Below are 26,517 nucleotides of genomic sequence, written 5' to 3'. Positions count from 1 at the left end.
TGATATAAAAAACTGATAACCGGTAGATGACAGTTAAGGTAATCTATTTATAGGTCATTTTTTAATTATAAGTGGATTATGATACTTCAAAAACTGTTAAAAACTTGTTTTCAATAGCAATATAAATATATTTAGAAAACATAAAAGTTACAAAATTATAAATAATATATCAGAAAATAACTTGAATTAATTTGGAAAATACGATGGCTCTCAAATAGCTTTTTAATAAAAATTTAGCGTTACCAAAGACCTATTTTAGCGTTACCAAAGGCGTTACCAAAAAAAGTACTTTGGTAACGCTTATTAAAAAAAGGTGTTACCGAAAAATTTATGGTAACACCTCTGGTAACGCCTTTGGTAACGGGTGAAATGTGTAAATTTCAACGAAAATAGCTAGTGTTACCAAAGAGACGAAAAAACCTTAGAGGTTGTCTAAATAGGCAAAATTAAAGAAAAATTACCTCTAATTAGAAAAAAGTTTAGGATTTAAGTTTTATGGTAACGGTAAAAAGTAATAGGGATATTTTTTATTATTAATGATTATATTAAATTAAAAATTTTGGTAATATAAAATATATTATATATAAAACAGAAAAACTAAATTAAGTTTAATTATATAAATTAAGCATTACAAAAACTTGAGAAAAGAGGTAAAGAAAATGAAAAGGATGGCAGTACATAATGGAATTTTCCATGCAGATGATGTATTCGGTGTAGCACTTATGCAGTCTATATATAATGATTTAGAAATAATAAGAACAAGAGATGAAGAATTACTAAAAACTTGCGATATCGTATCAGATGTAGGGAATGGGAAGTATGATCACCATCACGTTGATAAAATAAGAAGAGAAAATGGAATACCTTACTGTGGATTTGGGTTATTATGGAGAGATTTTGGTATATCATATATAAATGCAAAATTCCCAGATCTATCTAATTTAAAAGAGCAACAAGAGGTAGCAGAGAAAGTAGATACTATACTTATTCAACAAATAGATGCACAAGATAATGGTGTAGATGTTATGACTAGTCAAGTTCCAATTATGACACTTTGTGATATTATCTATACTTTTATACCTACTGGTGCTGGAGAAGATGAAATAGAAAAAGGATTTTTTGAGGCAGTAGAGTTTGCAAAAAAAATACTATATAAAACAACAAAGAAATTCGTAGATAGTTATGAAAACTATAGAATGATTAAGAATGAACTTAAAAAACAAAATGTAAAAGAATCTCATATTTTAGTATTAGAAAAATCAGTTCCATGGAAAGATACTGTACTTGAACTTGATAGAAATGAAAATGTATTATATGTAGTATATCAAGATGTAACAGGGTCATGGTATACACAAACTGTGCCAAAGGAAGCTAATAGCTTTGCTGCTAGAAAAGATTTACCAAAAACATGGGGTGGATTAAATAATGATGATTTATCTAAACTTACAGGGATAGAGAATTGTACATTCTGTCATCCAGCTTTATTTATTTGTGGGAATAAGACTAAAGAAGGAGCTATATCAATGGCAAAGGTAGCTGTTGAAAATAAATAGATTAGTAATTAAATATTATTATTAAGAAATTTTAATTTGAATATTGGGCTTTATTCAGGGAAACATAAAACTAAATTAAAATAAGCGGAGGTATAAGAATTTATGTTTAAACACGATAAGGCCTTACTAAGAGAAGTAAAAGTAGAAAGACCAAATCCTCAATATGCAGTTTTAATGCAAGAGCAACTGTGGTTTATCTCCTGTTTTAATAAACTCATCTGGTGCACCATGGACAGCAGATTATGTAACTGTTACAGGGGATTTAGTTGCTGATTTACTATCTAATATAGCATCAGAACAAAGAGCTAAGGTTGTTTATGAATACTTATATAGACAAATTGAAGATAAATACGTTCGTGAGACTATAGACTTTTTACTTAATAGAGAAGAAGCTCATAATGCTTTATTTAGAGATGCATTAAATAAAGTTAAAAACACAGGTTCAAATAAAGATTTTGGTATTACAGAAGATTCTAAGTTATACTTTGATTTATCAAGTCCAGGACCTCATGATCATGATACTAAAATAGATATTAATCCACCATCTTTTGAAACTCCTATAAAAAAATAAATATGAATTTAATTAATAGAACTCTCTTGTAGGGTTCTTTTTTATTTTAATATAATATTAATAAAATGATACTGGAAAATAATACTGGTTTTTAACAAAATATCATTTTAGTTAAAGGAAAGTATGCAAAATACACAATGAAATGTAAAAAAATGTCGAAGTTGTATGGACAAAATATAAAAAATATAATAAAATACAGTTAATAGATTTCCCTCCAAATTCTTCTAACGTAATGGGAAATTTATTAAATAAGGCACTAGACTTAATTGTTTAGTGCCTTATTTTTATATTATATAAAAAATTTACCATAATAAACCATACCAATAAATGAAATTAATGCCAATCTGTCGATAAATGTAGAAATACTAATATATTTATAATAATATATTTAAAAGGACAACTATGGATAAGGAGACAGTATAAATGAAACATCTAAAAAGAAACATATTGGCAATAACGTTAGCCTCGATGCACATAATGGGTAGCGGATATAATGTAGATGCATTAGAAACAAAAACAACATCGAATAATATAGTTAGAACAATTACTTATATGGAAGTAACAGGTAACTCAGTTAACGTTAGAACAGGACCATCAACTTCATATAAATCTATAATGAAATTAAATAAAGGAGATAAAGTAGAGTATATAAGTAGTAGCGGTAATTGGTCTAAAGTTAGATACAATGAAAAAGAGGGATATATTAGCAACACTTATATAAAGTCAGTTTCAACAACTTCTACATCTACTGATATAAGACAAATAACAGGAAATTCAGTAAACTTTAGAAAAGGGCCTGGAACAAATTATTCTGTTATAAGAAGCTTTAACAAAGGAACAAAAGTTGAGTTTATATCAAAAGAAAATGATTGGGTAAAAGTTAATTATAATGGAACAGTAGGATATGTATTTAGTAAATATGTATCAGATAAAGCAAATACTGATGATAATACATATATAACAAAATATGTAACAGGTAATTCAGTTAATGTTAGAACAGGACCATCAACTTCATATACATCTATTATGAAATTAAACAAAGGAAACAAAGTAGAGTATATAAGTAGTAGTGGTAATTGGTCTAAAATAATGTATAATGGAAAAACTGGATATATGAGTAGTCAATATTTATCAACTACAAATCCAATAGAAAATACTAAACCTGAAACACAGGGAGAAGTGTTATTCCCAGATTGGTTTAAAGAAGGAAAAAACATATTAGTAAGAGATGATTATGCATCAAATTTAAACAATGCTTTTACTGTTGAAGATTATAATACTGGAAAGAAATTTAAATTAATAAGAACTGGTGGAACAAATCATGCTGATGTAGAGCCTCTTACTGCAGCAGATACAGCTACAATGAAGAGTATATGGGGTGGATTTAGTTGGACTAGAAGACCTGTATTAGTTCATGTTAATGGAAAAGTATATGGAGCTTCAATGACTGGTATGCCTCATGCAGGATTAGATAGTGAACCAGCAAGAGAATATACAAGCAAAAATAGAAGTGATAATTATGGAGATGGAATAAATTATGATTCTGTAAAGAATAATGGTGCAGATGGACATGTAGATATACACTTTTTAAATTCTAAAACTCATAGTTCTAATAAATTAGATACAGCACATCAAAATAATATACAAATGTTAATGAATAAATTTAAATAAATTTTATATAAACTAACTATGTTAGTTAATTTGATTTGCTCAAAATAACAAAGCATATTTTAATAGTTAGAAAAGTTTATATATAAATATTAATAGGTGTAGTAAAATAACTAGTACAACAGATTAATTTAAAAGGAATATTAAATAATTATCAAGTAGAAAAAATACTAAAAAATATAAATATAATAAAATATATCCTATGTTAAAATGTAATATTAAACATAAGGTATATTTAAAAAGTATTATTTGTAGTTTTATAGATAAATAAAAATAGAACCTTAAATTACAAGGTTCTATTTTTTACGCTATTCTTAAATTTAAATATCATTTTTTTAATCTATTTGTACTTATTAAATACATAAACAATATCAGAATAACAACAAGTACCTTTTGGATTATTTACAGCACAATTACTATCTTTCATTGCTCCTGTTTTTTTTATAACTTCTTGTACAGTTTCAGCTCCTTGTTCTATTGCATCTTTAATATCATCTTCAGTCACTTGATTACAATAACATACATATTGACCGATTATAACATCATTATTACTACTACTATTACAACAAGAACACTTTTCTTTATTCATCATAATAACTCTCCTTATCTTATAAAAACTATAATTAAAGTATAACTTCAAGAGTAGAGTAAGTAAATAATCAAGAGAGAGACCAAGACCAAGACCAAGCCCAGATATATAGTTTAGATAGTGTTCCTTTTTTTTACTTTTCTACATATAAGGATATTATAATATTTAAAAAATGTGGATAACTTCTGAATGTAAGTAATATCAATCAACTGGTTTTGAGCGTAAAAAAGATTTTGAAATGCTTCGCCCACGCAGTGGCTCGAGCAACGGACGAAGTCGTTGGCGACATGAAATGTTTCGCCGACACGTCGCTCAAGCGAAGCGAATTTTTTATAATTACATTTATTAAATTATTTCACTGTATATAAATTTATCTTATAAAGAAGTTTCTTTTAAAACTATACCTTCATTTCTTTCAACTAAATGTCTGATAGACCACTCATTTTGTAATAATACTGCTTGAGTTCTATTTTTATCTTCAACAAGTATAGTATCCATTGGCATTGAAATTCTATCTGATTTAACAGAACCATGCTCAATCCAACGTATATAACGGTAAGGTAGTGGATTCATTATTATATCAACACCATATTCTTGTTTTAGACGATATTCTAAAACTTCAAATTGTAAAACTCCAACAACTCCTACAATAAGTTCTTCCATACCAAAGTTAGGTTCTTTGAATATTTGTATAGCACCTTCTTCTGATAATTGAGTAAGACCTTTTACAAATTGCTTTCTCTTAAGAGCATTTTTTGTAGATATTCTTGCAAAGTGTTCAGGAGCAAATTGTGGTATACCAGTGTATTGTAAGTTTGATTGTTTTTCACTTAATGTATCCCCAATATTAAATATTCCAGGGTCGTGTATACCTATTATATCACCTGGGTAAGCAGAATCTATTATAACACGGTCTTGTGCAACGAATTGTTGAGGTTGTGAAAGCTTAATCTTTTTGTTTCTTTGTACATGAGTTACTGACATACCTTTTTCGAACTTACCAGAGCAAATTCTAAGGAAAGCTATTCTATCTCTATGGTTTTTATCCATATTAGCTTGTATCTTAAATATAAATCCTGAGAAGTTATTAGAGTTAGGATCTATATCACCTAAGTTACTGCTACGAGGAGTTGGTGGTGGTGTTATTTCTAGGAATGATTCTAAAAATGGCTCAACACCAAAGTTAGTAAGGGCACTTCCGAAAAATACAGGAGTTAATTCACCACTTAATATTTTTTCTAAATCAAAGTTATCCCCTGCAATATCTAAAAGTTCAATATCCTCTAGTAATTTTTTGTGAAGAGCATTACCTAATAAAGTATTAAACTTTTCATCAGATACTTCACCAGTTATAGAGTTAGCTATAGATTGTCCGTGGTTACCATCATCAAATAGCTCTATTTGGTTTTTATGACGGTTAAATACACCTTTGAAGTCTTTACCAGAACCTATTGGCCAGTTTACTGGACAAGAACGAATTCCTAAAACATTTTCAATATCTTCAAGTAATTCAAATGGGTCTTTTCCTTGACGGTCCATTTTGTTTATAAATGTGAATATTGGAATTCCTCTCATTTTACAAACGTGGAATAATTTTTTTGTTTGGTCCTCAACTCCTTTAGCAGAGTCAATAACCATTACAGCACTGTCAGCGGCCATAAGAGTTCTATATGTGTCTTCACTGAAATCTTGATGTCCTGGAGTATCAAGTATATTTATACAAAAGTTATTATATTCAAATTGAAGAACACTTGATGCAACAGATATACCTCTTTGTTTTTCAATTTCCATCCAGTCAGATACTGCATGTTTTTGAGATTTTCTAGATTTAACTGAACCTGCTTCACGAATAGCTCCACCGTATAATAGGAATTTTTCAGTTAATGTAGTTTTTCCCGCATCGGGATGGGAGATTATTGCAAAGGTTCTTCTTCTTTTAACCTCGTCAACCAAGTTTAAATTTTGTTCTGTCATTTTTTATCATCCTTTATTTTAATTTTATGATTATTTAAATATAAAAAGCTATAATCTTATTGATATTATAACTTTATTTAAAAACTGTCAATATTAAAAGTAAAGATACTTTTAAATGCACAATTTTAATGTTAACAAGTAAGATTTATATAAAATGAAATATAATAAAAGAAAAAATTTGAACTTCCCACCCTTTAAAGTAGCCACAAGTAAAAAAGACTTGTAAAATACTACTTTAATTTAATCAAAATATAGTAACAAATATAAAATAGTATCCATAGTATATATTAGATAAAGGTGTCGAAAATTATCGAAAAAGTATTTTGATAAAAATACCAAGGTAATTTTGTCTTTATTTAATTTAAAGCTTTAATAACTATATTAAAAGATTAAGGAGGAAATCTATGGATAATAAAAGAGATATTGAACAAAACTGTGGGCTAGAATTAGCAAGACCATATGTTAATAGACAAATTTATGGAGAAACTTTTGATCCAAGTATTGCATTAAAAAAAGGAACACTATTTCCTGAGTTAGATTTAGTTGAGTCAAATAATTATAATGACTGGTTATATGAAAATCCTATGAACAGAGTAAAGTAAAAAGGAGTGTATAGACAAGTATGGAATCAGATAGAAGAGATCTTTTAAATCAAATTTTAGAATATCACTTTGCTTGTATAGAGTTAAATTTATATCTAGATAATAATCCTGATGATGAAGATGCTTTATGTGAATACAATATGTATTTTGAAAAATTCCAAGATGCTAAGTATGAATATGAAAATTTCTATGGACCATTAACTAATTTTGGATATGTTCCAGATTGTTATCAATGGGAATGGGTTGATAATCCATGGCCATGGGATAATGAGTTTTATAAATAGAAATAAAGTTAAAAATATAAAAATTAAAGGAGGAATAAATAGATGTGGGTTTATCAAAAAACATTAGAATATCCAGTTAATTTGAAAAATTCAGATCCGAAAATGGCTAAATATATAATGACTCAATTAGGTGGACCTAATGGTGAATTAGCAGCAGCTCTTAGATATCTTCAACAAAGATATACTATGCCAACTGGTAAAACTAGAGCACTTTTGACTGACATAGGTACAGAAGAAATGGCTCATGTTGAGATTATTTCAGCTATATTATATCAATTAATGAAAGATTGTACTCCTGAAGAACTTAAAGAAGCTGGACTTGGACCTAATTATGCTACTTTTGGACATGGACTTCAACCAGTAGATGCAAATGGTGTAAACTTTACTACAGCTTATATTAATGTATTTGGAGATTCTGTTACAGACTTACATGAAGATATGGCAGCAGAACAAAAAGCATTAGCTACTTATTACCAACTAATTAACTTAACAGATGATCCAGACCTTAAAGATATTTTAAGATTTTTAGGTCAAAGAGAAATTGTTCATTACCAAAGATTTGGAGAAGCATTAATGGATGTTTATGAATTTACAGAAAGTAAAAAGAATTTTTAATAGATTTAAGAGTTGAGTTTTAACTTAGTATTGTTTTACTTCTTAATAATATAGATAGTATAAATAATATTTTAAAATGCTTCGACCATATAGTGGCTCAAGTAACCGATGTATCCATAGTGTAAGCAAGGATATATCGTTGGCGAAATAAAAATTAGCGCCCACACGTGGCTTAAAGTTTTTTGCCGATACGTTGCTCAAGTGAAGTGAATTTTTTATTTTATATTAAAATGGAGTTTTAGATTTATCTAGACTCCATTTTAGTATATAGAAATTAATTAAATTATTTTATAACAAAACTTAATAAAATAATAAATCTATAAAAGATACATTGAAAAAATAATAATAATTAAAGCTATTATAAACTTTAAATTTACACTTAAGGATTTTTCAATAAATCTTAAACTTTTGATTTTTTTACTTTATATTTTAATAATGAAGTATAAATATAAAATTACTTCGAGCTATATTATCTTTTATTATATATTAAATATATATTTTTTTAAGGAAATAATCTGAATTTTTTGGAAAAGGAGAAAAATGTTGAAAAAATATATAAAATGGAATATTATGTAATTAATTCTAAATTTTTATGGAGAAATGTTACGAATGTTAAGAAATCGATTATACGACTTTGTTAAAGACATCTGTAAATATAATAATTTTACGCACGAGAAAACAGAGGAAATACAATATATTATGAGAGTATTAATGTATGAAATTTTATAAATTATAATTATAATTACTGTATTTTCTATTTTAGGATATATGAAAGAAGTTATTTTAATTATGTTTACTCTTGCATGTGTAAGACCATTTACAGAGGGATATCATGAGTATTCACATAAAAGATGCTTAATTGCAACTATGACACTAGCATATTTTATTATATTAATATCAAAAAATAGTAACTTAAATAATATAAGTACAATATTACTGAATATTGTAAACATATTTAGTATATATCATCAATCACCTATAATAAATACATATATGAATATCACAAAGGAAAGTTTAATAAGAAGAAATAAAACAATAGCTGTACTTAATTCTATAATCTTATCTATAATTTCTGTAATTCTAATTAAATATGAAATTTATAGCAATATAATAACATGGACATTAACAATGAATGTTTGTTTAATGTTTAATTTGAGAGAGTCTAAGGAGGAATAAATATGAACTATAAAAAAATACTTGGAAGTTTAATGGAAATGATATCAATAGTTGTTGTAAGTGGTGGAACAGCATCTATGGTAGGGATTGGTGTAGAAGATATGCCAAAAAGCTTAAAAGAGAAAAGGTAATAAGTAATGATTTTATTTGTTGATTTATTAAATACTATAATACAATCATTTATAGTAAGTTATTTTCCTTATTATTTATCTTTTAATAATGAAAATGATAGGATTAGTAAGAAGCATCTTGTTATAAGTATTATAGGTATATTTTTTACAAGTATGTTAGCTACAAATATATTTAGTAATGGAAATATAGCTACAGCTGTAATAGCAACAATGAATATAGTTATTATAGGTTTAGTATATAGACATATATACAAAAAGGCATTATTAGCATACTTTATAGGATATTTTTTAGTACAAATTACAGCTATTTTAGTTACTAGTATAATTTGGCCTACTATAAGTAATGTAGTTTCTGATGCAGAAGCATCTATGTTATTAGGAATATATATTCCAGCTATTATTTTAGAATTACTTATTATAAAAAATAAAGATAATATAAAAATAATATATCAGTATTTTATTAAAAGTGAACGTTCATTTACAATTTTTTTCATAATTGTTATATTGATGGATTTCATAGCTAGTATTTCTATGTTATTAAATGGTTGGGCTAATGTAGTTTTAACCAATGTATTGATAATAATGTTTGTTGCATTTATAATCGGGATTTCTATTTATAGGAATAGCATAGGCAAAAAATATGAAGAGACTGATAGATTAAATAAATTATTAATTGATAAAAATAATGAACTTAAAAAAATAAAGCATGACTATGGGTCTCAAATATCTTATATTAATGGATTATATATAATGCAACAATATGATAGATTAGGAGAAATGCTAAAAAAGATAATAAGTGGGAATGCTGAAGTATCATCTTCTGTAGAATATATTACTAATAGGGACTCTATTATATGTAGTGTAGTTGAATCCTTAGATTTAAAAGATATACATGTAGTTGTAGATGAGGAATTTGATTCTAATTTAATTGATATTAGTGAGTATGAATTACATAAAATAGTATCTAATATTTTAAGTAATGCAGCTACAGCATTAGATGGTAATGGATTAATTGTTATAAAGACGTATAAGATATTTAATAATATTTATCTAAGTATTAAAAATAATGGACCACAAATAGATCCAAGTATAATAGATAAAATTTTTAATACAGGTTTTACTACAAAGTCTAATAAAGATGAAAGCCATGGATATGGTTTACATATAGTTAAAGAAATTGTAGAAAATAATAATGGAAAAATATATGTAACAAGTAATGAGGAATATACTGAATTTAAAGTTATATTTTCAAATAAAAAAGCAAAAGAAGTTTTTGAAGCTTAATATAAAAATATTAATAATATATAATAAAAAGTATGGTAATTTTTTAATACCATACTTTTTTACGTTTAAGGATATTATAATACTTTAAAAATGTGGATAACTTCTGAATGTAAGTAATATCAATAAATTGGTTTTGAGCGTAAAAAAAATTTTGAAATACTTCGCCAACGCAGTGGCTCAAGCGAAGCGAATTTTTTATTATATAAATTAAAAGTGTACATTAAATAAATTGTATAAAAAAATTGCTTAATATTAATAAAACAAACTAAGGCTTAGGAATTTATTTAGATACTAGATAAAGTGCAAGTTGTAAATATTTATAATATTTTATTTGTTTAAATTTAAAATTTATGGTAATATTTAAATATCAAATTTAAAATAAGATGTTAATAAAATATGGATAGTTTGTTCTAACTAATTATACATTTATTTTAAACTTTATAAAAATTGAAAATTCTTGATAATTAATAATAATCAAGGACTTGTTCGAGAACCTCCAAGTATAAAAAACTAAGGTATTTATATAGTGGCAGTATATAAGATTTACCCTTAGATACGGCTTTTTTTATGTCAAAAAGCGTATAGGTTCTCCTTAAAATTATAAGGAGGAGATAAAAATGCAAAAAAGAAAAGTAATAATTGATTGTGACCCAGGGATAGATGACTCTCTGGCAATACTTCTAGCAATTAACTCACCTGAACTAGAAGTACTAGGACTTACAATAACAAGCGGAAACGTACCCGCAAAGTTAGGAGCAAAAAATGCCCTAAAAGCACTTCAAATGTGTCAAAGACTTGACATACCAGTATATATAGGAGAGGAATTACCTCTTGAAAGAGAACTTGTAACAGCACAGGATACTCATGGAGAAGATGGTGTTGGAGAAAACTTCTATGAAGATGTAGATGCAAAAATACTTTATGGTGGAGTAGACTTTATAATTGATACTTTAAAAAATAACAAAGATGTATCAATAATAGCTCTAGGACCACTAACAAATATTGCAAAGGCACTTATGAAAGATAAAAAAGCCTTTGATAGCCTAGATGAATTTATATCTATGGGAGGAGCATTTAGGATTCATGGAAATTGTTCGCCAGTAGCAGAGTTTAATTACTGGGTAGATCCACATGGGGCTGATTATGTTTACAAGAACTTACCTAAAAAAATTCACATGGTTGGACTTGATGTAACTAGAAAAATAGTTTTAACGCCTAATATTATTGAGTTTATCAATAGACTTGATAAGGATATGGCAAAATATATAACAGAAATAACTAGATTTTATATAGATTTCCATTGGGAACAAGAAGGCATAATAGGATGTGTAATAAATGATCCTTTAGCTGTGGCATACTTTATTGATAGAAGTTTATGCAAAGGATTTGATTCTTATGTAGAAGTTGTTCACGATGGGGTAGCAGTAGGTCAATCTATAGTTGACTCATTTAATTTCTACAAAAATGAACCTAATTCACATGTATTAACTGAAGTTGATGAAAAAGCTTTTATGAAAATGTTCTTAAAGAGAATATTTAAAGAACACGAAAGTTCTATAGAATCTATTGAGGGGGTTATATAACAATGAATAAAACTGTAAATGTAAAAAATATTACTTTAATATCTATGGGGATAGCTTTAAATGTAGTTGGAGCATTTATTGCTCTTAATTTAAGACTTCCAATATATTTAGATTCTATAGGAACAATATTAATAGCTTGTATGCTTGGACCAAAGTATGCAGTAATAACAGGAGTAGGTGGAAGTTTAGTTAGTGGAATGACTTTTGATATATACTCACTTTACTTTGCACCAGTTCAAATAACTACGGGATACTTAGCAGGGCTTATGTATAAAAAGGATATGTTAAAAGGAGTTAAAACACCTTTAGGAACATTTATATTTACCTTACCAACAAGTATAATCAGTGCAACAATTGCAGCATTTTTATTTGGTGGAGTAACATCTTCTGGTTCTTCATACATAGTTCAAATATTAAGCCATTTTAATATTCCAGTTGTAGTTGGTGTATTTGTAACACAAGTATTTACAGATTATGCAGATAAGTTTTTAGCAGTTGTATTAGTTGGTATAGTAGTAAATTCTATGCCTAAAGCATTAAAAACTTCTATGACAACGAATAAATAAGGAGATAATATGGATAGATACAGTGAAATAACTAATAAAAATCAACGTGAAATAGTATTACTAAAAGCTTTTCCATGTGTATGGGGAAAGTGTAGTTTTTGCGATTATATATTAGATAACTCAAATTTTGAGGATGAAATAAATAAAGTAAATTTTGAAGTTTTAGAAAACATAACTGGAAAGTATAAAGTTTTAGAAGTTATAAATTCAGGAAGTTGTTTTGAACTTCCAAAGGCTACTTTAGCTAAGATAAAAGAAATAATAAAGGAAAAGAAAATAGAAAAATTATTTTTAGAAAGTCATTGGGCTTATAAAAATAGAATTCAAGAAATGAGAGATTATTTTGAAATACCTATAACTTTTAAGATAGGTGTTGAAACTTTTGATTATGATTTTAGAAATGGATATTTAAACAAAAATGCCAAGTTTAAAACTGTTGAGGAGTTAAAGGAATATTTTGATTCTCCTTGTATTATGGTAGGTATTAAGGGTCAAACTAGGGAAATGATTGATAGAGATATGGATATTGTTTTAAATAATTTTGACCATGCTACTATAAATGTTTTTGTAAATAATACTTCAAGTGTTAAAAGGGATGAAGAACTTGTTAATTGGTTTTCTAATAAGTATAAGCATTTAGTTGATAATCCTAAGATAGAAATACTTTTTAATAATACAGACTTTGGTGTTGGGGATTAAAATAGGTTTTGTTAGACAATTGTATGAGAAGTTAGAAATAAAGATAACTAAATTTTAGTATTTTTAAGATGTTTATACTAAGATTTAGTTATTTTTTATACTCAAATATAGAAAAATTAAAATATTTATAAACTAATATTATATTCATTTTATCAAATACTTCATTCTTTTAAATAATTATATTTTAAGTTATAATTATATAAAGAAAGCAGGTGAAACCTTGAACAAGACAAAAGAAAAGGTAAAATTAGATGAAATACTAAAATACCTATTTTCAACATCAAATAAAGTACTTTTAAAACTTTTAAATGCCATATTTGAAGAAGATTTTAAAGAGAATGAAGTTAACTTAACAGTTAGTAATAATGAATTTATAGAAGATACTCTAGGTGTTATTCGTGGAGATATGTTCTTTGATATATTAAAAAGAGATAATAATAAAGTAAGCTATCATTTAGAGTTTCAAACTAAAAATGATAATACTATGGTAATTAGAATGTTTGAATATGGGTTCAAAAAAGCAAAAGAAAATTCTAACATAGATAATAGTATGAGGACTTTATACTTCCCAAAGCAAAAGGTAATATTTTTTGAAGAAAATAAAAACATAGAAGATTTATTAAACTTAAAAATAATATTTCCAAATAATCAAGAAGTTATATATTGTGTAGATGTTATAAAATATTGGGAATTTACAGAAGAAGAACTTATAAAAAGAAAGATGTATCCTCTTATTCCACTTCAACTATTTAGTCTTAGAAAAGAATTAGAAGTAGCACAGAAAAAGAATGACATACTAAAGATACAGCAATTATCGGTTATAGCTAAAAATTTAGCTACGAAACTAGCAAATGAATCTAAAGAGCTATTTTGTGAAAATGAAATACTTGGAGAGGATTTTCATAAAATGTTGCTAGCAATACAAAATTTAATAGAATATTTAAATAGAAATTATTTCAATGATGATAAATTAGAAGAAGAGGTGATTACAATGACTAAATCGTTATATGATCCAGAAGTTGAGAAACAAGGAATACAAAAAGGTATACAAAAAGGAATAGAGGAAGGAATAAAACAAGGTATAAAACAAGGTGAAAAGAAAAAATCTATAGAGATAGCTAAAAAAGGTATTTTAAAAGGTTTAGATAATGAAACTATAATGGACCTTACAGAATTATCAATTGAAGAAATTGAATTGATAAGAAAAGAAATGTCATTAAATTAGTTAAATAGAAAAGACATTATCTAATAAAGGTAATGTCTTTTCTATATAGATACACATATGCTAAAATGAACTTATGAATAAAATAATCAATACTAGCTATTAAAAAGGGTTTATAATAGAAGAAAGTTTACAATTATTATAAATTATATATTTAATATTTATAGGGGAGAAATAAGGATGAAGAAGAATATATTTGGGAATTTTATTCCAACAATAACTATGTTAGTGATAGCCATTATATCGTATTTTTTCAGATTTAAGGATTTACTTATAGTTGGAATAGTAGGTATTATACCAATATCTTTTTTCATAGAGGGAGTAATGTGTTCAAGAAAAAAGATAGGATGGATAATTCCATTGATTTTATCACTTACAGTATTTTTTATTATAGACAAAATAATGCTGTTTATGAATGATTCGTTAAATGTATATTTAAAATACTATTTGGTAGTATATATTTTAGGTTATTTACTTGAAAAGTTAATTTCAGTATTAAAAAATAAAATTAAACAAAGTAAAAAATAGATAGGAATATATTTGATTGCAATAACTTTAGTTATTTTTACTTTATTTATCACACAAATATCTAAATAATGCGTAATTTTAAAAGGATGTAGTAATTATCACTACATCCTTTTTTACGCTTAAGGATATTATAATATTTAAAAAAATGTGGATAACTTCTGAATGTAAGTAATATCAATCAACTGGTTTTGAGCGTAAAAAAGATTTTGAAATGATTCGCCCACGCAGTGGCTCAAGCAACGGACGAAGTCGTTGGCGACATGAAGTGTTTCGCCGACACGTCGCTCGAGCGAAGCGAATTTTTTATTAACTAAAACATATATTTTGATGAATATTTATTTAATCCATAAGTTTTGATATGATATATAAGTTATTAGTTTTTGAAATTGAAAACTAAACAAGGAGGAATAAAATGAACCAATATACAGATAAACAAATAGAAGATACCTTAAATCTTATAGATTCTACAATTTTAAATTGTGAAAAAATACAGCCTAAATTAAAAGAAGGAACACCACAATTTTCACTTACTAGAAATCGTATAAAAGCTTTATATATTTCAAAAGCCTTAGTTACAAACCAAGAACATAATTATACACAAGAAGAATTATTAAAATCAGTAGATCAAGTTACATCTATTATTCGTAAAAGTGAAAAGGGTATGATTAATGCAAAAGAAGGGACAGGAACATATACACGTTTAAAAAAAATAGTTGATGCAATGACAATTGCATCTTCATATATTGAAGATGCTATAAAGTAAAAATAGTCAAATAATTAGCTCTAATTATTAATTGAATATATGCATATTTAGAAGGCATATATTTCTAGATTATTTTGATAGGCTATGTTAGATAATTGTGTGATTAATATTAAAATATAAGAAAGTTCACAATTGTTATAAATTGTGAAATAATATTTTTTGAGTAGAATAGTTTTTAAATTTAGTTTGTTTAATATAAAAGTATAATGTATAATTATTGTAACATTAAAAGTATTAATTAAAGGATGTAAATAGATATTTAGTATTCTATAGTAAGAGGTGATTAAGTGATTGAAGAAAAACTAAGATTAGAGTTAGAGAGTATATTTAAAAAATATAAAGAAATAGAACAAGTAATATTATTTGGCTCAAGAGCTAGACAAGATAATAAATATAATTCAGATATAGATTTATGTTTATTCGGAGAAAAAATAACACATTTAATACAAGCGAAAGTAACTATGGATATAGAAGAAGTAAACACACCTCTAAGTTTTGATATACTAAATTTTAATGAATTAACAAAAGAAAAACTAATTGAAAATATAAAAAATGAAGGGATAATAATATATAATGGCTAAAAAGTTAGATGAAAGAAAAGAAGACTTCTATAAGGCATTAAAAAGATTGGAAGAAGCTCTTAAAAAGGATATATCAGATGATATTATAATAGATGGGATTATACAAAGGTTTGAATTTACATTTGAACAAGCTTGGAAAGTAATGAAGCTATACCTAGAAGATCAAGGTATACTAGATGAAGCACTAGCACCAAGAAGTACAATAAGATGTGCATTTAAACATAAGCTGATAAATAATGGTGATGTATGGATAGAGATGATGTTAGATAGAAATAGGACATCTCATATGTATGATGAAGAAACAGCAGTTAATATAGTAAACTTAGTAAAAGAAAAATATATAATAGAATTTAATAAACTAAAAGACTTTTTAGAGTATTAATAATATTTATTATAAATACTACAATAATATAAATTAGTTCACAATCTTAATATAAAGCGAATAAAAGGTTTGGTATCTTACGGATTAAATCACATCAAAAATAGCTAGACTTTGGATAATCCAACAGTTCTAGCTATTTTTCATATGTATATATATTATACAATTGTCTAATATATCTTTTTAATAATTTTCAATACATACCAATAGTAGCAACCCTTAGCTATATGATATAATATAAACTTGACAGTTAATAATTATTAACAAGGGAGATTTGAAGTAATGAAAATTAACAAAAAAGCGACTAAATGTTTGCTTACATCTATTTTAACTATTATTATGCTTTGTCCTTATAATATAGTTGAGGCAAAGTCATATAAAAGTAGTTCAAAGTCGTCTAGCAGTTCTAAATCCTATAAAAGTAGCAACAAGTCTTATAAGAGTTCTAACTCTAGCAAAAGCTCAGGTAAATATTCTACTTCTAAAAAGAATAACTCTAGTTCAAGTAAAATACCTACAACTATTAATAAGAACAATACTAGCTATAACAAAACTACAACTACTAATAAAAATAACATTAGCTCTAATAAAAACATAACTACAAATAGCAATACAAGCACTAATAAGAATACAAATAATAGTAATACAAATAGCAATACAAACGCTAATAAGAATACAAGTAATAGTATTACAAATAGTAATACGACTAATAAGACTACTACAGTAGATTCAAATAAATCAAGTTCAACGAAGACAACAAATAAAATTTCTAGCCTAAAAGTAGACTCTGGAAATTTTACAAATAAATCTACATATGAAAATACAACAAATAAAAATACAAGTAGTAGTAAATCTTCAAGCTCTAAAACTTCATATACAGTAAAGCCAAGAGAGAAAAAAAGCAATTATAATTATAATCCAAATTATTATACTAAGTTTAAATCAAATAAATATTATTCTAGAGATTTAAGTTTTTTTAAATATTATATGATTGCAAGTTTACTAACTAATAATAATAAAGATAAAATAAGTGAGAGAGATATTGTTTATGCCTTAGAAGAAAATGGATATACTGATAGTGAGATAGACAGTATTATGATGGATTTAGAAAATGAGCAAATAAATTATGAGCATCAAGTAAATAAAGAAGAAGTTAGTAAACAAGAAATAAATAATGAAACAAACGAAAATGTAGACCCAGTTGAGGATGTTGTATCAACAGGATTAGGACTGGCTACAACAGGGCTGATAGGTTTAGGATTATTTAAAATGATAAGAAAGAGAAGATAAATTAATATTATATATTTAGGCTCTGTTATATAATTGGGTAATAGATATAAAGCAAAAATAGCTAGAACTGGGGCAGTATTCAAGTCTAGCTATTTTTTACGTACAAGGAAACTATGATATAAAATTTTTTGTGTATAACTTATAAATATAACTAATATCAATAGTTTCAGAAACGTAAAAAATGACATTTTGAGCAACGGATGTGACCGAAGCGGTAGCGAGTGTCATATCGTTGGCGACATGAAGTGTTTCGCCGACACGTCGCTCAAGCGTAGCGAATTTTTTATGTGAAAATTATAGAAATTTAAAATTACTTACAAAGATTTAGGAAAACATTTTTAAATTTATAATTACTTGGTTGAGGATTATGAATATAATATATATATAAGAGATTATAAAATTTAGAACGATATTTTATGATACATCAAAACATACAAAGTTAGTAATGGATATAAGAAATAATTATAAATGGAAATTAGATATTAAAGATGGACAATCTATAAAGAGGTACTACTATAAATTAATTGATTAATTATAAAGCTTATATATATCAAAAAATTAAAAAGTAAAGTAAATATAAGAAAAAAATGTAGAAAAGTTTATTTTTAAATTTATTAAAAATTTTTTAAAAAAAGTTGTTGTACATAACGTAACGTAACCTAATAGAATTAAATTAAAGCAAGAGATTTGGAGGAAATATTATGAAGGGACAATATACTACAGGTGAGATTGCTAAGATGGCTGGTGTAACCACTAGAACTATAAGATATTATGATAATAAAGGTGTACTAAGTCCATCATCTCATAATAGCTCTGGGCACAGGCTATATACAGAATCAGATTTTATAAAACTCAAGAGAATTTTAGCTTTAAAGTACTTAGGATTATCTTTAGAAGAAGTTAAAAATACTGAATCCCAAAGTTTTGAAAAAAAAGATATTATAAATTCTTTGAGTTTACAAAAAAATATAATAAAAAATAAAATAAATTATATGAAAGTAGTCTTACATGCTATAGAATCAGCAGAAAATAGTATTGAGGATGAACAAAATATAGATTGGAATAAAACAATAGATATAATAAAAATCTTAGAAGACGAAAAAGAATTATTGCAACAATGTATAGATTCATCAAACTTAGATGCTAGTGTAAAACTACAAGATAGATTTAGTTCTAATAGACATGGTTGGTATAAGTGGACTTTTAGTAATATAAAACTAAATAAAAAGTATAAAGTTTTAGAAATTGGATGTGGAAATGGTGCCTTATGGTCTAAGAATATAGATTTACTGGATAAAGATATAAATATAACTTTAACTGATGTATGTGAAGATATGGTAAATAATGCAAAGAAAAATCTAAGCGATTATTCAGATGTATTTGACTTTGAAATTGTTGACCCAAATAATATTCCTTTTGAAGATGAAAGCTTTGATTTAGTAATAGCCAATCATATATTATTTTATATGAAAGATTTAGATAAAGTTTTAAAAGAAATAAAGAGAGTATTAAAAGTAGGTGGACATTTTTATAGCTCAACAATTGATAGTAATAATATGAAAGAATTAGAAAGTTTGATGAAAGGATTTAATAGCAATATTAAAATATCAGAAGAAAAAATTTCTAGTAAGTTTGGAATGGAAAATGGACAAGAGATATTAAGTAAACACTTTAGCCAAACTAAAAGATATCTATATGAAGATAAGTTAGTAATAAATGATTCTAAAGGAATATTAGAATATATATATTCTATTCCTGGTAATATCATAGAATTAGTAGATACCAAGAAAAAAGATTTTGAAAAGTACATAGATTTAAATATTAATAAACATGGAAACATCTATATAACTAATAATCAAGTACTATTTGAAAGTATTAAACTTTAATTTACTTAGTTTATAAATCAACACAAAATAAATGTTTTATTATTATAATGATAAGGAAAACGTTTATTTGTGTGATTTTATATAAATATATATTATTAAAAAAATGTGTTTTAGTTATTGATATAACATACTCAAAGGGGGAGATAACTATGGCAATAAAAGTAACAAGTGAAATAAAACCACTAAAAAAAGTTTTACTTCACAGACCAGGTAAAGAACTAGAAAATTTAACACCTGAATATCTTGAAGGATTATTATTTGATGATATTCCATTCTTAGAAGTAGCACAACAAGAGCATGATTGTTTTGCTGAAGTTTTAAGACAAAATGGAGCAGAGGTTGTTTATTTACATGAATTAGCAGCAGAGGTTATTGAGGATGAATTAGTAAAAGAGGAGTTTATAAATCAATTTATAGAAGAAGCTCATATAAAAAATTCAGAAATGAAAAAGGTTGTTTATACATATTTAAAAGGGTTTGAATCTAATGAAGAATTAATAAGAACGACTATGGCTGGTATAAATAAAAATGAATTACCAGAAATAAGTAAAAAAAGTTTAGCAGATTTGGCAGAAGATGATTATCCATTTATTACTGACCCAATGCCAAACTTGTATTTTACAAGGGATCCATTTGCTAGTATAGGTAGTGGTATAAGTTTAAATAAAATGTACTCTGTAACAAGAAACAGAGAAACTATATATGCAGATTATATCTTTAAGTATCATAAAGATTTTAAAAATCAAGTAGAAAGATTTTATGATAGAGACTTTAAACACCATATAGAAGGTGGAGATATATTAAACTTAACTGAAAAAACTTTAGCAATAGGTATATCTCAAAGAACTCAAGCTGATGCAATAGAGCATATAGCTAAACAAATATTCTTTAATAGTACAAATAAAGATATAGAAACTATATTAGCATTTAATATACCAAATAATAGAGCAATGATGCACTTAGATACAGTATTTACTCAAATAGATGTAGATAAGTTCACTATACATCCAGGAATACAAGGTACATTACAAGTATTTGAAGTAACTAAGGGTGAGGCTGAAGGAGAATTAAAAATAGTAGAAGTTAATGATAAATTAGAGAACATATTGGCTAAGCACCTTGGAGTAGAAAAAGTTACTTTAATACAATGTGGTGGTGGAGATAAAGTTGTTGCTGATAGAGAACAGTGGAATGATGGTTCAAATACATTATGTATAAAACCTGGTGAAGTTATTGTTTATTCAAGAAACTATATAACTAATAGATTACTAGAACAAAATGGTATAAAAATACATGTAATACCATCAAGCGAATTATCTAGAGGACGTGGGGGCCCAAGATGTATGTCTATGCCTTTAATAAGAGAAGCATAATATAAAAATTATATTAAATATTAAAATATAAAAATAATAGGGGGATTTTTAAAATGGGAGTTAATTTAAGAGGTCGTTCATTTTTAAAATTATTAGATTTCACAAGTGAGGAAATAAGATATTTATTAGATTTATCTAAGGACTATAAAAATTTAAAAAGAGCTGGTGTAGTGCATAAAAAATTAGAGGGAAAAAATGTTGCAATATTATTTGAAAAAGACTCAACAAGAACAAGATGTGCATTTGAAGTAGGGGCTATGGATTTAGGAATGGGAGTTACATATTTAGGACCTACAGGATCTCAAATGGGTAAAAAAGAATCTATAGCAGATACAGCTAGAGTTTTAGGAAGAATGTATGACGGTATAGAGTATAGAGGATTTTCTCAAGAAATAGTTGAGGAATTATCAGCTTATGCAGGTGTTCCAGTATGGAATGGCTTAACTGATGAATTCCATCCAACTCAAATGTTAGCAGACTTATTAACTATAGAGGAAAAATTAGGAAGATTAAAAGGCGTAAACTTCGTTTACATGGGAGATGCTAGAAATAATATGGGTAACTCTTTAATGGTTGCTTGTGCTAAGATGGGATTAAATTTCACAGCATGTGCTCCAAAAGAATTATTCCCAGCTAAAGAATTAGTTGAACAGTGTGAAGCTATAGCTAAAGAAAATAACTGTACAATAACATTAACTGAAGATGTTATTAAAGGTACTAAGAATGCTGACGTTATATACACTGATGTTTGGGTATCTATGGGAGAACCAGATGAAGTTTGGGAAGCTAGAATAAAACAATTAAAGCCATATCAAGTAAATAAAACTGTTATGGATAATGCTCATCCAGAAGCTATATTTATGCATTGTTTACCATCATTCCATGACTTAAAAACTAAAATAGGTGCCCAAATGGGAGAAAAATTTGGTATAACTGAAATGGAAGTTACTGATGAAGTATTTGAATCTAAACATTCAGTAGTTTTCGATGAAGCTGAAAATAGAATGCATACTATAAAAGCTATAATGGCTGCTACTATAGGACAATAATATACAGACTTTAAATATAAAAGATGGCCTTCATTAAAGTAATAACATATAATGAAGGCTGTCTTTACATAGATGTACAAATATTTTAAGGAATTAATATATTAGAGTAAAATAAGTAGAGGAGTATAAATATGAAAAGATTAGTTATAGCACTAGGTGGAAATGCTTTAGGAAATAACCCAGAAGAACAATTAGAGTTAGTTAAACAAACAGCAAAAACAATAGTAGACCTTTCTGAAGAAGGATACAATGTAATAGTTGGTCACGGTAATGGACCACAAGTTGGAATGATAAATTTAGCTATGGATTTTGCTTCTAGTAATGGTGCAAATACTCCAAGTATGCCATTTGCAGAATGTGGCTCAATGAGTCAAGGATATATAGGATACCATTTACAACAATCTATAAAAAATGAATTAGATTCAAGAAAAATAAATAAAAATGTAGCAACTATAGTTACTCAAGTTGTAGTTGATGAAAATGATGAAGCTTTTAAAAATTTAACTAAACCAGTAGGTATGTTTTATACAAAAGAAGAAGCTGAAAAAATATCATCTGAAAAAGGATTTACTTTTGTAGAAGATGCAGGAAGAGGATATAGAAGAGTTGTTGCTTCTCCTCAACCAAAAAAAATAGTTGAACTTGAAACAGTTAAAAATTTAGTTGATAATGGAACAATAGTAATAACTGTTGGTGGTGGAGGTATACCAGTAATAGAAAAAGAAGATGGATCATTACATGGTGTAGCTGCTGTTATAGATAAGGATAAATCAAGTGCTAAATTAGCAAAAGACCTTGATGCTGAAATGTTAGTTATACTAACTGCAGTTGACAGAGTTTGTGTTAATTTTAATAAGCCAAATCAAGAAGAATTAGATTCTATAAACTTAGAACAAGCAACTAAGTACATATCTGAAGGACATTTCGCTAAAGGATCTATGTTACCTAAAGTAGAAGCATGTGTAGATTTTGTAGAGTCAACTACTAATGGTAAGGCTTTAATAACTTCTTTAGAAAAAGCTAAGTTAGCACTACATGGAGAAACTGGAACGATAATATATAAAGAAAAAAATATATGTAAGGCATAGATAAGATAAGGTAAAGGAAATATTATTTTTAAACTAATAATATTTCCTTTATTTTACAAAATTAATGTACTATAAAAAGGGAGGAAATTAAAATGGCAAAAGCTTCAACTTCAAATAATAGAAAAGCTACTAAAAAGAAAAAATTTAAATTTCCGTCTGCCTACACAGTTTTATTAACTATAATGATAGTTATAGCATTAGTAACTCAAGTTGTGCCAGGCGTTAAGAAAGCTCAATTAGCAGATGTAGTTATGGCACCAGTAACTGGTATGGTAGGGATAAAGGATAATGCTTTAGATGAAGCTATAAGTACATCTATGAGTGAAGGTGGTATAGATGCTGCTCTTGAAACCATAAATAATGCAGATATACCATATGTAAGTGTATGGAATGATGGGACTCTTAAAGGTGCAATAGATGTTGCATTATTTGTACTTATAATAGGTGGATTTTTAGGAGTTATAACAAAAACAGGAGCATTAGATGCTGGAGTTGGGGCTCTAGTTAAAAAGCTTAAAGGTAAGGAATTAATGTTAATACCTGTATTAATGCTAATATTTTCATTAGGTGGAACATCTTATGGTATGGCTGAAGAGTCTTTAGCATTTTACGCATTAATAACTGCAACAATGATGGCAGCTGGATTTGATCCATTAGTAGGGGCAGCTACATTATTACTTGGCTGTGGTGTAGGTGTTTTAGGTTCAACAGTAAATCCATTTGCAATAGGTGCTGCAATATCAGCAGCAGGAGCAGCAGGAGTAGAGATAAATCAAGGAACAACTATAATTTTAGGTGTTGCCTTATGGATAGTACCTTTAATAATATCTATATTATATGTAATGAACTATGCTAAAAAAGTTTACAATGATAAAGGTAAATCTATATTATCTAAACATGAATTAAATGAGGCTAAGGAAGCATTTGATAATAATTCAGGAGAAATATTAGAATTAAGTGGAAAACAAAAAGTAGCATTAGGTTTATTTGCTTTTTCATTTGTAGTTATGATTATAAGTGTTATACCTTGGAATGATTTTGGAGTAACTATATTTGATAATACATCATGGTTTAATGGAGCTTCACTAGGAACTTGGTGGTTCCCAGAATTAACAGTTTGGTTCTTTATAATGGCTATTGTTATTGGATTAGTATGTAGAATGTCAGAGGAAGATATAGTTAAATCATTTATATCTGGATGTGCAGATATGGTTGGAGTTGCTTTAGTAGTAGGTATATCAAGAGGTATATCATTTATGATGGCAAATTCAGGATTAGATTTATTTATACTTGATAAAGCATCAGGAATACTAAGTGGAGTATCTGGAATGCTATTTGCTAATATGGCATATTTAATATACATAGCATTATCATTCTTAATACCATCAACTTCAGGATTAGCTTCAGTTTCTATGCCGATATTTGCACCATTAGCAGAGAGGTTAAATATAGCACCAGAAATAGTAGTTTCAGCATTTTCTGCAGGAAGTGGTATAGTAAACTTAATAACTCCAACATCAGGAGTTGTTATGGGAGGTTTAGCAATAGCTAAAATAGAATACTCAACATGGATGAAGTTTGTAACGAAATTACTAGTTCTAATATTTATAGCAACAGTAGCAATTCTAGCTATAGGTTCTATGATATTAGGAGTATAATATAAAACATAAACCATAGATCTTTTATTTAAAAAGCTCTGTGGTTTTATTTTAATTAAGGATAGGTGAATGGCGTGAGTTTAGTCAGCTTTTTAAGCTCTTTATACCTAGTATTTACTATAATACTTTTATTTAAGAAAAAGGATATGGGAAATATATATATACTATTTGGTGTTACTACATTTGTATTTGTAATAGGATATGGATACATTCCATCTATGCCACAACAAATACAGTCATTTGGAATATTTATAGTTTTTTCTATAATGATTTTATTGTTTGGTTTAATGTTTGGAATAGGTTTAAAACTATTTAATAGAAGTGATAAATTATCAGTAATTGCATCTATATTATCATCTAGTTTGTTAATAGCTATGTTATTTAATGTAAAAGGATATTTATCATATATGTATATACCAGTTCTTTTATATATGATACAAAATAATGTAAGTATGTTTATAGAAAAGAAAAGATTACAAAGTTTATAATTATAAAGAAGGTGTCATGATTTATGACACCCTTTTTTAATATTAATCATCTCATGCTTATTATATTTTTAGATAATTCATTAATACTATCAGATAAAGTCTGAAGTTTTCCTTCAATCCTTACAAGTAAATACATACTAAGGGCTATAGGAAATCCTACAGAAGCTATAAGAGTTTGTAATTCAGAATTCATAAATACACATCCTTTCAATAAAGTAAAAGCTATGCAAAGGTGGGGGGACCTTGGCATAGCTTTTTAAATGTAAATTTTATAACTCTAAGTCATAAGATGTAGTGTCTGTAACAACAACCTTAGCCTCAACAGCAGACACTATATCAGCACCATTTGGAGCAAATATATTTTTAGATACTACTAAATCCATAGCATCTTTTATTTCAGATTCTGTAATATCTTCCCTTGGGTTATCTACTGATAAAGATACCTTTTTATCATCAGTAGTTTTAAAAGTCATTACAAGTCTTTTAGTTTGTTCCATATTTATACCTCCTTAAATTTAATATTAAGCTAAAGTAGTGTTATCTATCTTAGCTATTTCAATCACTTCATATTCTTGAAGAGCCATTAAAGCCTCTCCAACGTCATATACGTTTTGTGCTAAAGCATTATGTTTTAATGATGAGAATGTTTTGCTTTTTACTTTTGTTTTTCCATCTACCATACCTAAATCAAGTTTTATTCTTAGGCTTGATGGATTTTTCATTTCATTAACCATATAGCCACCTCCGTTTATTTATTAGAAGATTTGTTCTTCTTGATATTAATTATAGGTGGATAAGGGTTTTTTATATATTAAAGTATTTGAAGAAAATATTTAGAGAAAATAGTGAAATTTATTTTATTTCTATATAGATATTTCATGAATTTACCATATTTTGTCTATAATTGTATATAATTA

General features: G+C 26.8%; 29 protein-coding genes and 1 riboswitch. Of the genes, 24 read left to right on the top strand and 5 right to left on the bottom strand.

The window, feature by feature from the left end:
* The first annotated feature begins 659 nt into the window (after positions 1-659).
* The 3 genes from BN7997_RS09995 (at position 660) to BN7997_RS09990 (ending at position 3,795) form a co-directional block, all read left to right on the top strand.
* Positions 660-1,553 carry an MYG1 family protein gene (locus tag BN7997_RS09995; protein WP_071120649.1) on the top strand — a complete coding sequence of 298 codons (894 nt, stop codon included), beginning with the start codon at positions 660-662 and terminating at the stop codon, positions 1,551-1,553.
* A gap of 208 nt (positions 1,554-1,761) precedes the next feature.
* Entirely contained in the window at positions 1,762-2,124 is a 363-nt protein-coding gene (locus tag BN7997_RS16385) for a manganese catalase family protein (RefSeq protein ID WP_334292256.1), read from the top strand.
* A gap of 423 nt (positions 2,125-2,547) precedes the next feature.
* Positions 2,548-3,795, top strand: a complete 1,248-nt coding sequence (locus BN7997_RS09990) for an SH3 domain-containing protein (protein ID WP_071120648.1) — start codon at positions 2,548-2,550, stop codon at positions 3,793-3,795.
* Positions 3,796-4,132: 337 nt separating this feature from the next.
* On the opposite strand, the gene BN7997_RS09985 is transcribed toward BN7997_RS09990, so the two are convergent.
* Positions 4,133-4,381, bottom strand: coding sequence for a (2Fe-2S)-binding protein (locus tag BN7997_RS09985; protein WP_207645586.1), 249 nt, complete (start codon positions 4,379-4,381; stop codon positions 4,133-4,135).
* Between the two features lie 375 nt (positions 4,382-4,756).
* Positions 4,757-6,355, bottom strand: coding sequence for a peptide chain release factor 3 (locus BN7997_RS09980; protein ID WP_071120646.1), 1,599 nt, complete (start codon positions 6,353-6,355; stop codon positions 4,757-4,759).
* A gap of 404 nt (positions 6,356-6,759) precedes the next feature.
* Between BN7997_RS09980 and BN7997_RS09975 the strand changes: the two genes are divergently transcribed.
* The 21 genes from BN7997_RS09975 to BN7997_RS09880 all read left to right on the top strand — a co-directional run bounded on the left by BN7997_RS09975 (position 6,760) and on the right by BN7997_RS09880 (position 25,600).
* A complete protein-coding gene (locus tag BN7997_RS09975) occupies positions 6,760-6,957 on the top strand; it encodes a spore coat associated protein CotJA (RefSeq protein ID WP_071120645.1) in 198 nt (65 codons plus the stop codon).
* Positions 6,958-6,977: 20 nt separating this feature from the next.
* Positions 6,978-7,241: a spore coat protein CotJB gene (locus tag BN7997_RS09970; RefSeq protein ID WP_071120644.1), complete on the top strand. Its 264-nt coding sequence runs from the start codon at positions 6,978-6,980 to the stop codon at positions 7,239-7,241.
* Between the two features lie 42 nt (positions 7,242-7,283).
* Positions 7,284-7,856: a manganese catalase family protein gene (locus BN7997_RS09965; RefSeq protein ID WP_071120643.1), complete on the top strand. Its 573-nt coding sequence runs from the start codon at positions 7,284-7,286 to the stop codon at positions 7,854-7,856.
* A gap of 729 nt (positions 7,857-8,585) precedes the next feature.
* Complete coding sequence (locus BN7997_RS09960; protein ID WP_330385897.1) at positions 8,586-9,032, top strand: accessory gene regulator B family protein; 447 nt, start codon at positions 8,586-8,588, stop codon at positions 9,030-9,032.
* Positions 9,033-9,034: 2 nt separating this feature from the next.
* Positions 9,035-9,163, top strand: coding sequence for a hypothetical protein (locus tag BN7997_RS16235; RefSeq protein WP_278335252.1), 129 nt, complete (start codon positions 9,035-9,037; stop codon positions 9,161-9,163).
* 6 nt (positions 9,164-9,169) lie between these two features.
* Positions 9,170-10,447, top strand: coding sequence for a sensor histidine kinase (locus tag BN7997_RS09955; RefSeq protein WP_083335084.1), 1,278 nt, complete (start codon positions 9,170-9,172; stop codon positions 10,445-10,447).
* A 475-nt stretch (positions 10,448-10,922) separates the two neighbouring features.
* Positions 10,923-10,967: riboswitch (PreQ1 riboswitch) on the top strand.
* Positions 10,968-11,064: 97 nt separating this feature from the next.
* The gene (locus BN7997_RS09950) at positions 11,065-12,030 is read left to right on the top strand and encodes a nucleoside hydrolase (protein ID WP_071120642.1); all 966 of its coding nucleotides are present in this window, start codon (positions 11,065-11,067) and stop codon (positions 12,028-12,030) included.
* A gap of 2 nt (positions 12,031-12,032) precedes the next feature.
* Positions 12,033-12,596 carry an ECF transporter S component gene (locus BN7997_RS09945; protein WP_071120641.1) on the top strand — a complete coding sequence of 188 codons (564 nt, stop codon included), beginning with the start codon at positions 12,033-12,035 and terminating at the stop codon, positions 12,594-12,596.
* Positions 12,597-12,605: 9 nt separating this feature from the next.
* The gene (locus tag BN7997_RS09940) at positions 12,606-13,295 is read left to right on the top strand and encodes a radical SAM protein (protein ID WP_071120640.1); all 690 of its coding nucleotides are present in this window, start codon (positions 12,606-12,608) and stop codon (positions 13,293-13,295) included.
* A 220-nt stretch (positions 13,296-13,515) separates the two neighbouring features.
* A complete protein-coding gene (locus BN7997_RS09935; protein WP_071120639.1) occupies positions 13,516-14,520 on the top strand; it encodes an RpnC/YadD family protein in 1,005 nt (334 codons plus the stop codon).
* Between the two features lie 177 nt (positions 14,521-14,697).
* A complete protein-coding gene (locus BN7997_RS09930; protein WP_071120638.1) occupies positions 14,698-15,045 on the top strand; it encodes a hypothetical protein in 348 nt (115 codons plus the stop codon).
* A gap of 412 nt (positions 15,046-15,457) precedes the next feature.
* Positions 15,458-15,808 (top strand): hypothetical protein, encoded by a 351-nt coding sequence (locus BN7997_RS09925; RefSeq protein ID WP_071120637.1) that lies wholly within the window; start codon positions 15,458-15,460, stop codon positions 15,806-15,808.
* Positions 15,809-16,095: 287 nt separating this feature from the next.
* Complete coding sequence (locus BN7997_RS09920) at positions 16,096-16,389, top strand: nucleotidyltransferase domain-containing protein (protein WP_071120636.1); 294 nt, start codon at positions 16,096-16,098, stop codon at positions 16,387-16,389.
* Positions 16,382-16,771 carry a nucleotidyltransferase substrate binding protein gene (locus tag BN7997_RS09915; RefSeq protein WP_083335083.1) on the top strand — a complete coding sequence of 130 codons (390 nt, stop codon included), beginning with the start codon at positions 16,382-16,384 and terminating at the stop codon, positions 16,769-16,771. Before BN7997_RS09920 ends, BN7997_RS09915 begins: the two co-directional genes overlap by 8 nt.
* A gap of 279 nt (positions 16,772-17,050) precedes the next feature.
* Positions 17,051-18,058 carry a hypothetical protein gene (locus BN7997_RS09910; protein ID WP_071120634.1) on the top strand — a complete coding sequence of 336 codons (1,008 nt, stop codon included), beginning with the start codon at positions 17,051-17,053 and terminating at the stop codon, positions 18,056-18,058.
* Between the two features lie 701 nt (positions 18,059-18,759).
* Positions 18,760-19,944 carry a MerR family transcriptional regulator gene (locus BN7997_RS09905; RefSeq protein WP_083335082.1) on the top strand — a complete coding sequence of 395 codons (1,185 nt, stop codon included), beginning with the start codon at positions 18,760-18,762 and terminating at the stop codon, positions 19,942-19,944.
* A gap of 149 nt (positions 19,945-20,093) precedes the next feature.
* Positions 20,094-21,317: an arginine deiminase gene (gene arcA / locus BN7997_RS09900; protein WP_071120632.1), complete on the top strand. Its 1,224-nt coding sequence runs from the start codon at positions 20,094-20,096 to the stop codon at positions 21,315-21,317.
* A 53-nt stretch (positions 21,318-21,370) separates the two neighbouring features.
* Positions 21,371-22,366, top strand: a complete 996-nt coding sequence (gene argF / locus BN7997_RS09895) for an ornithine carbamoyltransferase (protein ID WP_071120631.1) — start codon at positions 21,371-21,373, stop codon at positions 22,364-22,366.
* Between the two features lie 131 nt (positions 22,367-22,497).
* Entirely contained in the window at positions 22,498-23,454 is a 957-nt protein-coding gene (gene arcC, locus BN7997_RS09890) for a carbamate kinase (protein WP_071120630.1), read from the top strand.
* A gap of 92 nt (positions 23,455-23,546) precedes the next feature.
* A complete protein-coding gene (locus tag BN7997_RS09885) occupies positions 23,547-25,112 on the top strand; it encodes a YfcC family protein (RefSeq protein ID WP_071120629.1) in 1,566 nt (521 codons plus the stop codon).
* Positions 25,113-25,186: 74 nt separating this feature from the next.
* Positions 25,187-25,600, top strand: coding sequence for a hypothetical protein (locus BN7997_RS09880; RefSeq protein WP_071120628.1), 414 nt, complete (start codon positions 25,187-25,189; stop codon positions 25,598-25,600).
* Between the two features lie 46 nt (positions 25,601-25,646).
* Here BN7997_RS09880 and BN7997_RS09875 read toward each other — a convergent pair whose 3' ends face one another.
* From BN7997_RS09875 to BN7997_RS09865, 3 genes are all read right to left on the bottom strand, one after another.
* Entirely contained in the window at positions 25,647-25,793 is a 147-nt protein-coding gene (locus BN7997_RS09875) for a YvrJ family protein (RefSeq protein WP_071120627.1), read from the bottom strand.
* Positions 25,794-25,869: 76 nt separating this feature from the next.
* Entirely contained in the window at positions 25,870-26,097 is a 228-nt protein-coding gene (locus BN7997_RS09870) for a DUF2922 domain-containing protein (protein WP_071120626.1), read from the bottom strand.
* A 24-nt stretch (positions 26,098-26,121) separates the two neighbouring features.
* Positions 26,122-26,334 (bottom strand): DUF1659 domain-containing protein, encoded by a 213-nt coding sequence (locus tag BN7997_RS09865; RefSeq protein ID WP_071120625.1) that lies wholly within the window; start codon positions 26,332-26,334, stop codon positions 26,122-26,124.
* Positions 26,335-26,517 lie beyond the last annotated feature (183 nt).

It is taken from the genome of Romboutsia timonensis, assembly GCF_900106845.1.
Classification (GTDB): Bacteria; Bacillota; Clostridia; order Peptostreptococcales; family Peptostreptococcaceae; genus Romboutsia; species Romboutsia timonensis.
The sequence above is the reverse complement of the archived record's forward strand: the minus strand, read 5'-3'. Positions and strand labels throughout refer to the sequence as shown.

Bases quoted from the DNA above. Each gene is read 5' to 3' on its own strand.
- BN7997_RS09870 (WP_071120626.1), bottom strand. From the start codon at position 26,097: ATGGAACAAACTAAAAGACTTGTAATGACTTTTAAAACTACTGATGAT.
- BN7997_RS09980 (WP_071120646.1), bottom strand. From the start codon at position 6,355: ATGACAGAACAAAATTTAAACTTGGTTGACGAGGTTAAAAGAAGAAGA.
- argF (WP_071120631.1), top strand. From the start codon at position 21,371: ATGGGAGTTAATTTAAGAGGTCGTTCATTTTTAAAATTATTAGATTTC.
- BN7997_RS09915 (WP_083335083.1), top strand. From the start codon at position 16,382: ATGGCTAAAAAGTTAGATGAAAGAAAAGAAGACTTCTATAAGGCATTA.
- arcC (WP_071120630.1), top strand. From the start codon at position 22,498: ATGAAAAGATTAGTTATAGCACTAGGTGGAAATGCTTTAGGAAATAAC.
- BN7997_RS09875 (WP_071120627.1), bottom strand. From the start codon at position 25,793: ATGAATTCTGAATTACAAACTCTTATAGCTTCTGTAGGATTTCCTATA.
- BN7997_RS09945 (WP_071120641.1), top strand. From the start codon at position 12,033: ATGAATAAAACTGTAAATGTAAAAAATATTACTTTAATATCTATGGGG.
- BN7997_RS09950 (WP_071120642.1), top strand. From the start codon at position 11,065: ATGCAAAAAAGAAAAGTAATAATTGATTGTGACCCAGGGATAGATGAC.
- BN7997_RS09910 (WP_071120634.1), top strand. From the start codon at position 17,051: ATGAAAATTAACAAAAAAGCGACTAAATGTTTGCTTACATCTATTTTA.
- BN7997_RS09925 (WP_071120637.1), top strand. From the start codon at position 15,458: ATGAACCAATATACAGATAAACAAATAGAAGATACCTTAAATCTTATA.
- BN7997_RS16235 (WP_278335252.1), top strand. From the start codon at position 9,035: ATGAACTATAAAAAAATACTTGGAAGTTTAATGGAAATGATATCAATA.
- BN7997_RS09970 (WP_071120644.1), top strand. From the start codon at position 6,978: ATGGAATCAGATAGAAGAGATCTTTTAAATCAAATTTTAGAATATCAC.
- arcA (WP_071120632.1), top strand. From the start codon at position 20,094: ATGGCAATAAAAGTAACAAGTGAAATAAAACCACTAAAAAAAGTTTTA.
- BN7997_RS09995 (WP_071120649.1), top strand. From the start codon at position 660: ATGAAAAGGATGGCAGTACATAATGGAATTTTCCATGCAGATGATGTA.
- BN7997_RS09885 (WP_071120629.1), top strand. From the start codon at position 23,547: ATGGCAAAAGCTTCAACTTCAAATAATAGAAAAGCTACTAAAAAGAAA.
- BN7997_RS09990 (WP_071120648.1), top strand. From the start codon at position 2,548: ATGAAACATCTAAAAAGAAACATATTGGCAATAACGTTAGCCTCGATG.
- BN7997_RS09975 (WP_071120645.1), top strand. From the start codon at position 6,760: ATGGATAATAAAAGAGATATTGAACAAAACTGTGGGCTAGAATTAGCA.
- BN7997_RS09865 (WP_071120625.1), bottom strand. From the start codon at position 26,334: ATGGTTAATGAAATGAAAAATCCATCAAGCCTAAGAATAAAACTTGAT.
- BN7997_RS09955 (WP_083335084.1), top strand. From the start codon at position 9,170: ATGATTTTATTTGTTGATTTATTAAATACTATAATACAATCATTTATA.
- BN7997_RS09965 (WP_071120643.1), top strand. From the start codon at position 7,284: ATGTGGGTTTATCAAAAAACATTAGAATATCCAGTTAATTTGAAAAAT.
- BN7997_RS09905 (WP_083335082.1), top strand. From the start codon at position 18,760: ATGAAGGGACAATATACTACAGGTGAGATTGCTAAGATGGCTGGTGTA.
- BN7997_RS09985 (WP_207645586.1), bottom strand. From the start codon at position 4,381: ATGAATAAAGAAAAGTGTTCTTGTTGTAATAGTAGTAGTAATAATGAT.
- BN7997_RS09930 (WP_071120638.1), top strand. From the start codon at position 14,698: ATGAAGAAGAATATATTTGGGAATTTTATTCCAACAATAACTATGTTA.
- BN7997_RS09940 (WP_071120640.1), top strand. From the start codon at position 12,606: ATGGATAGATACAGTGAAATAACTAATAAAAATCAACGTGAAATAGTA.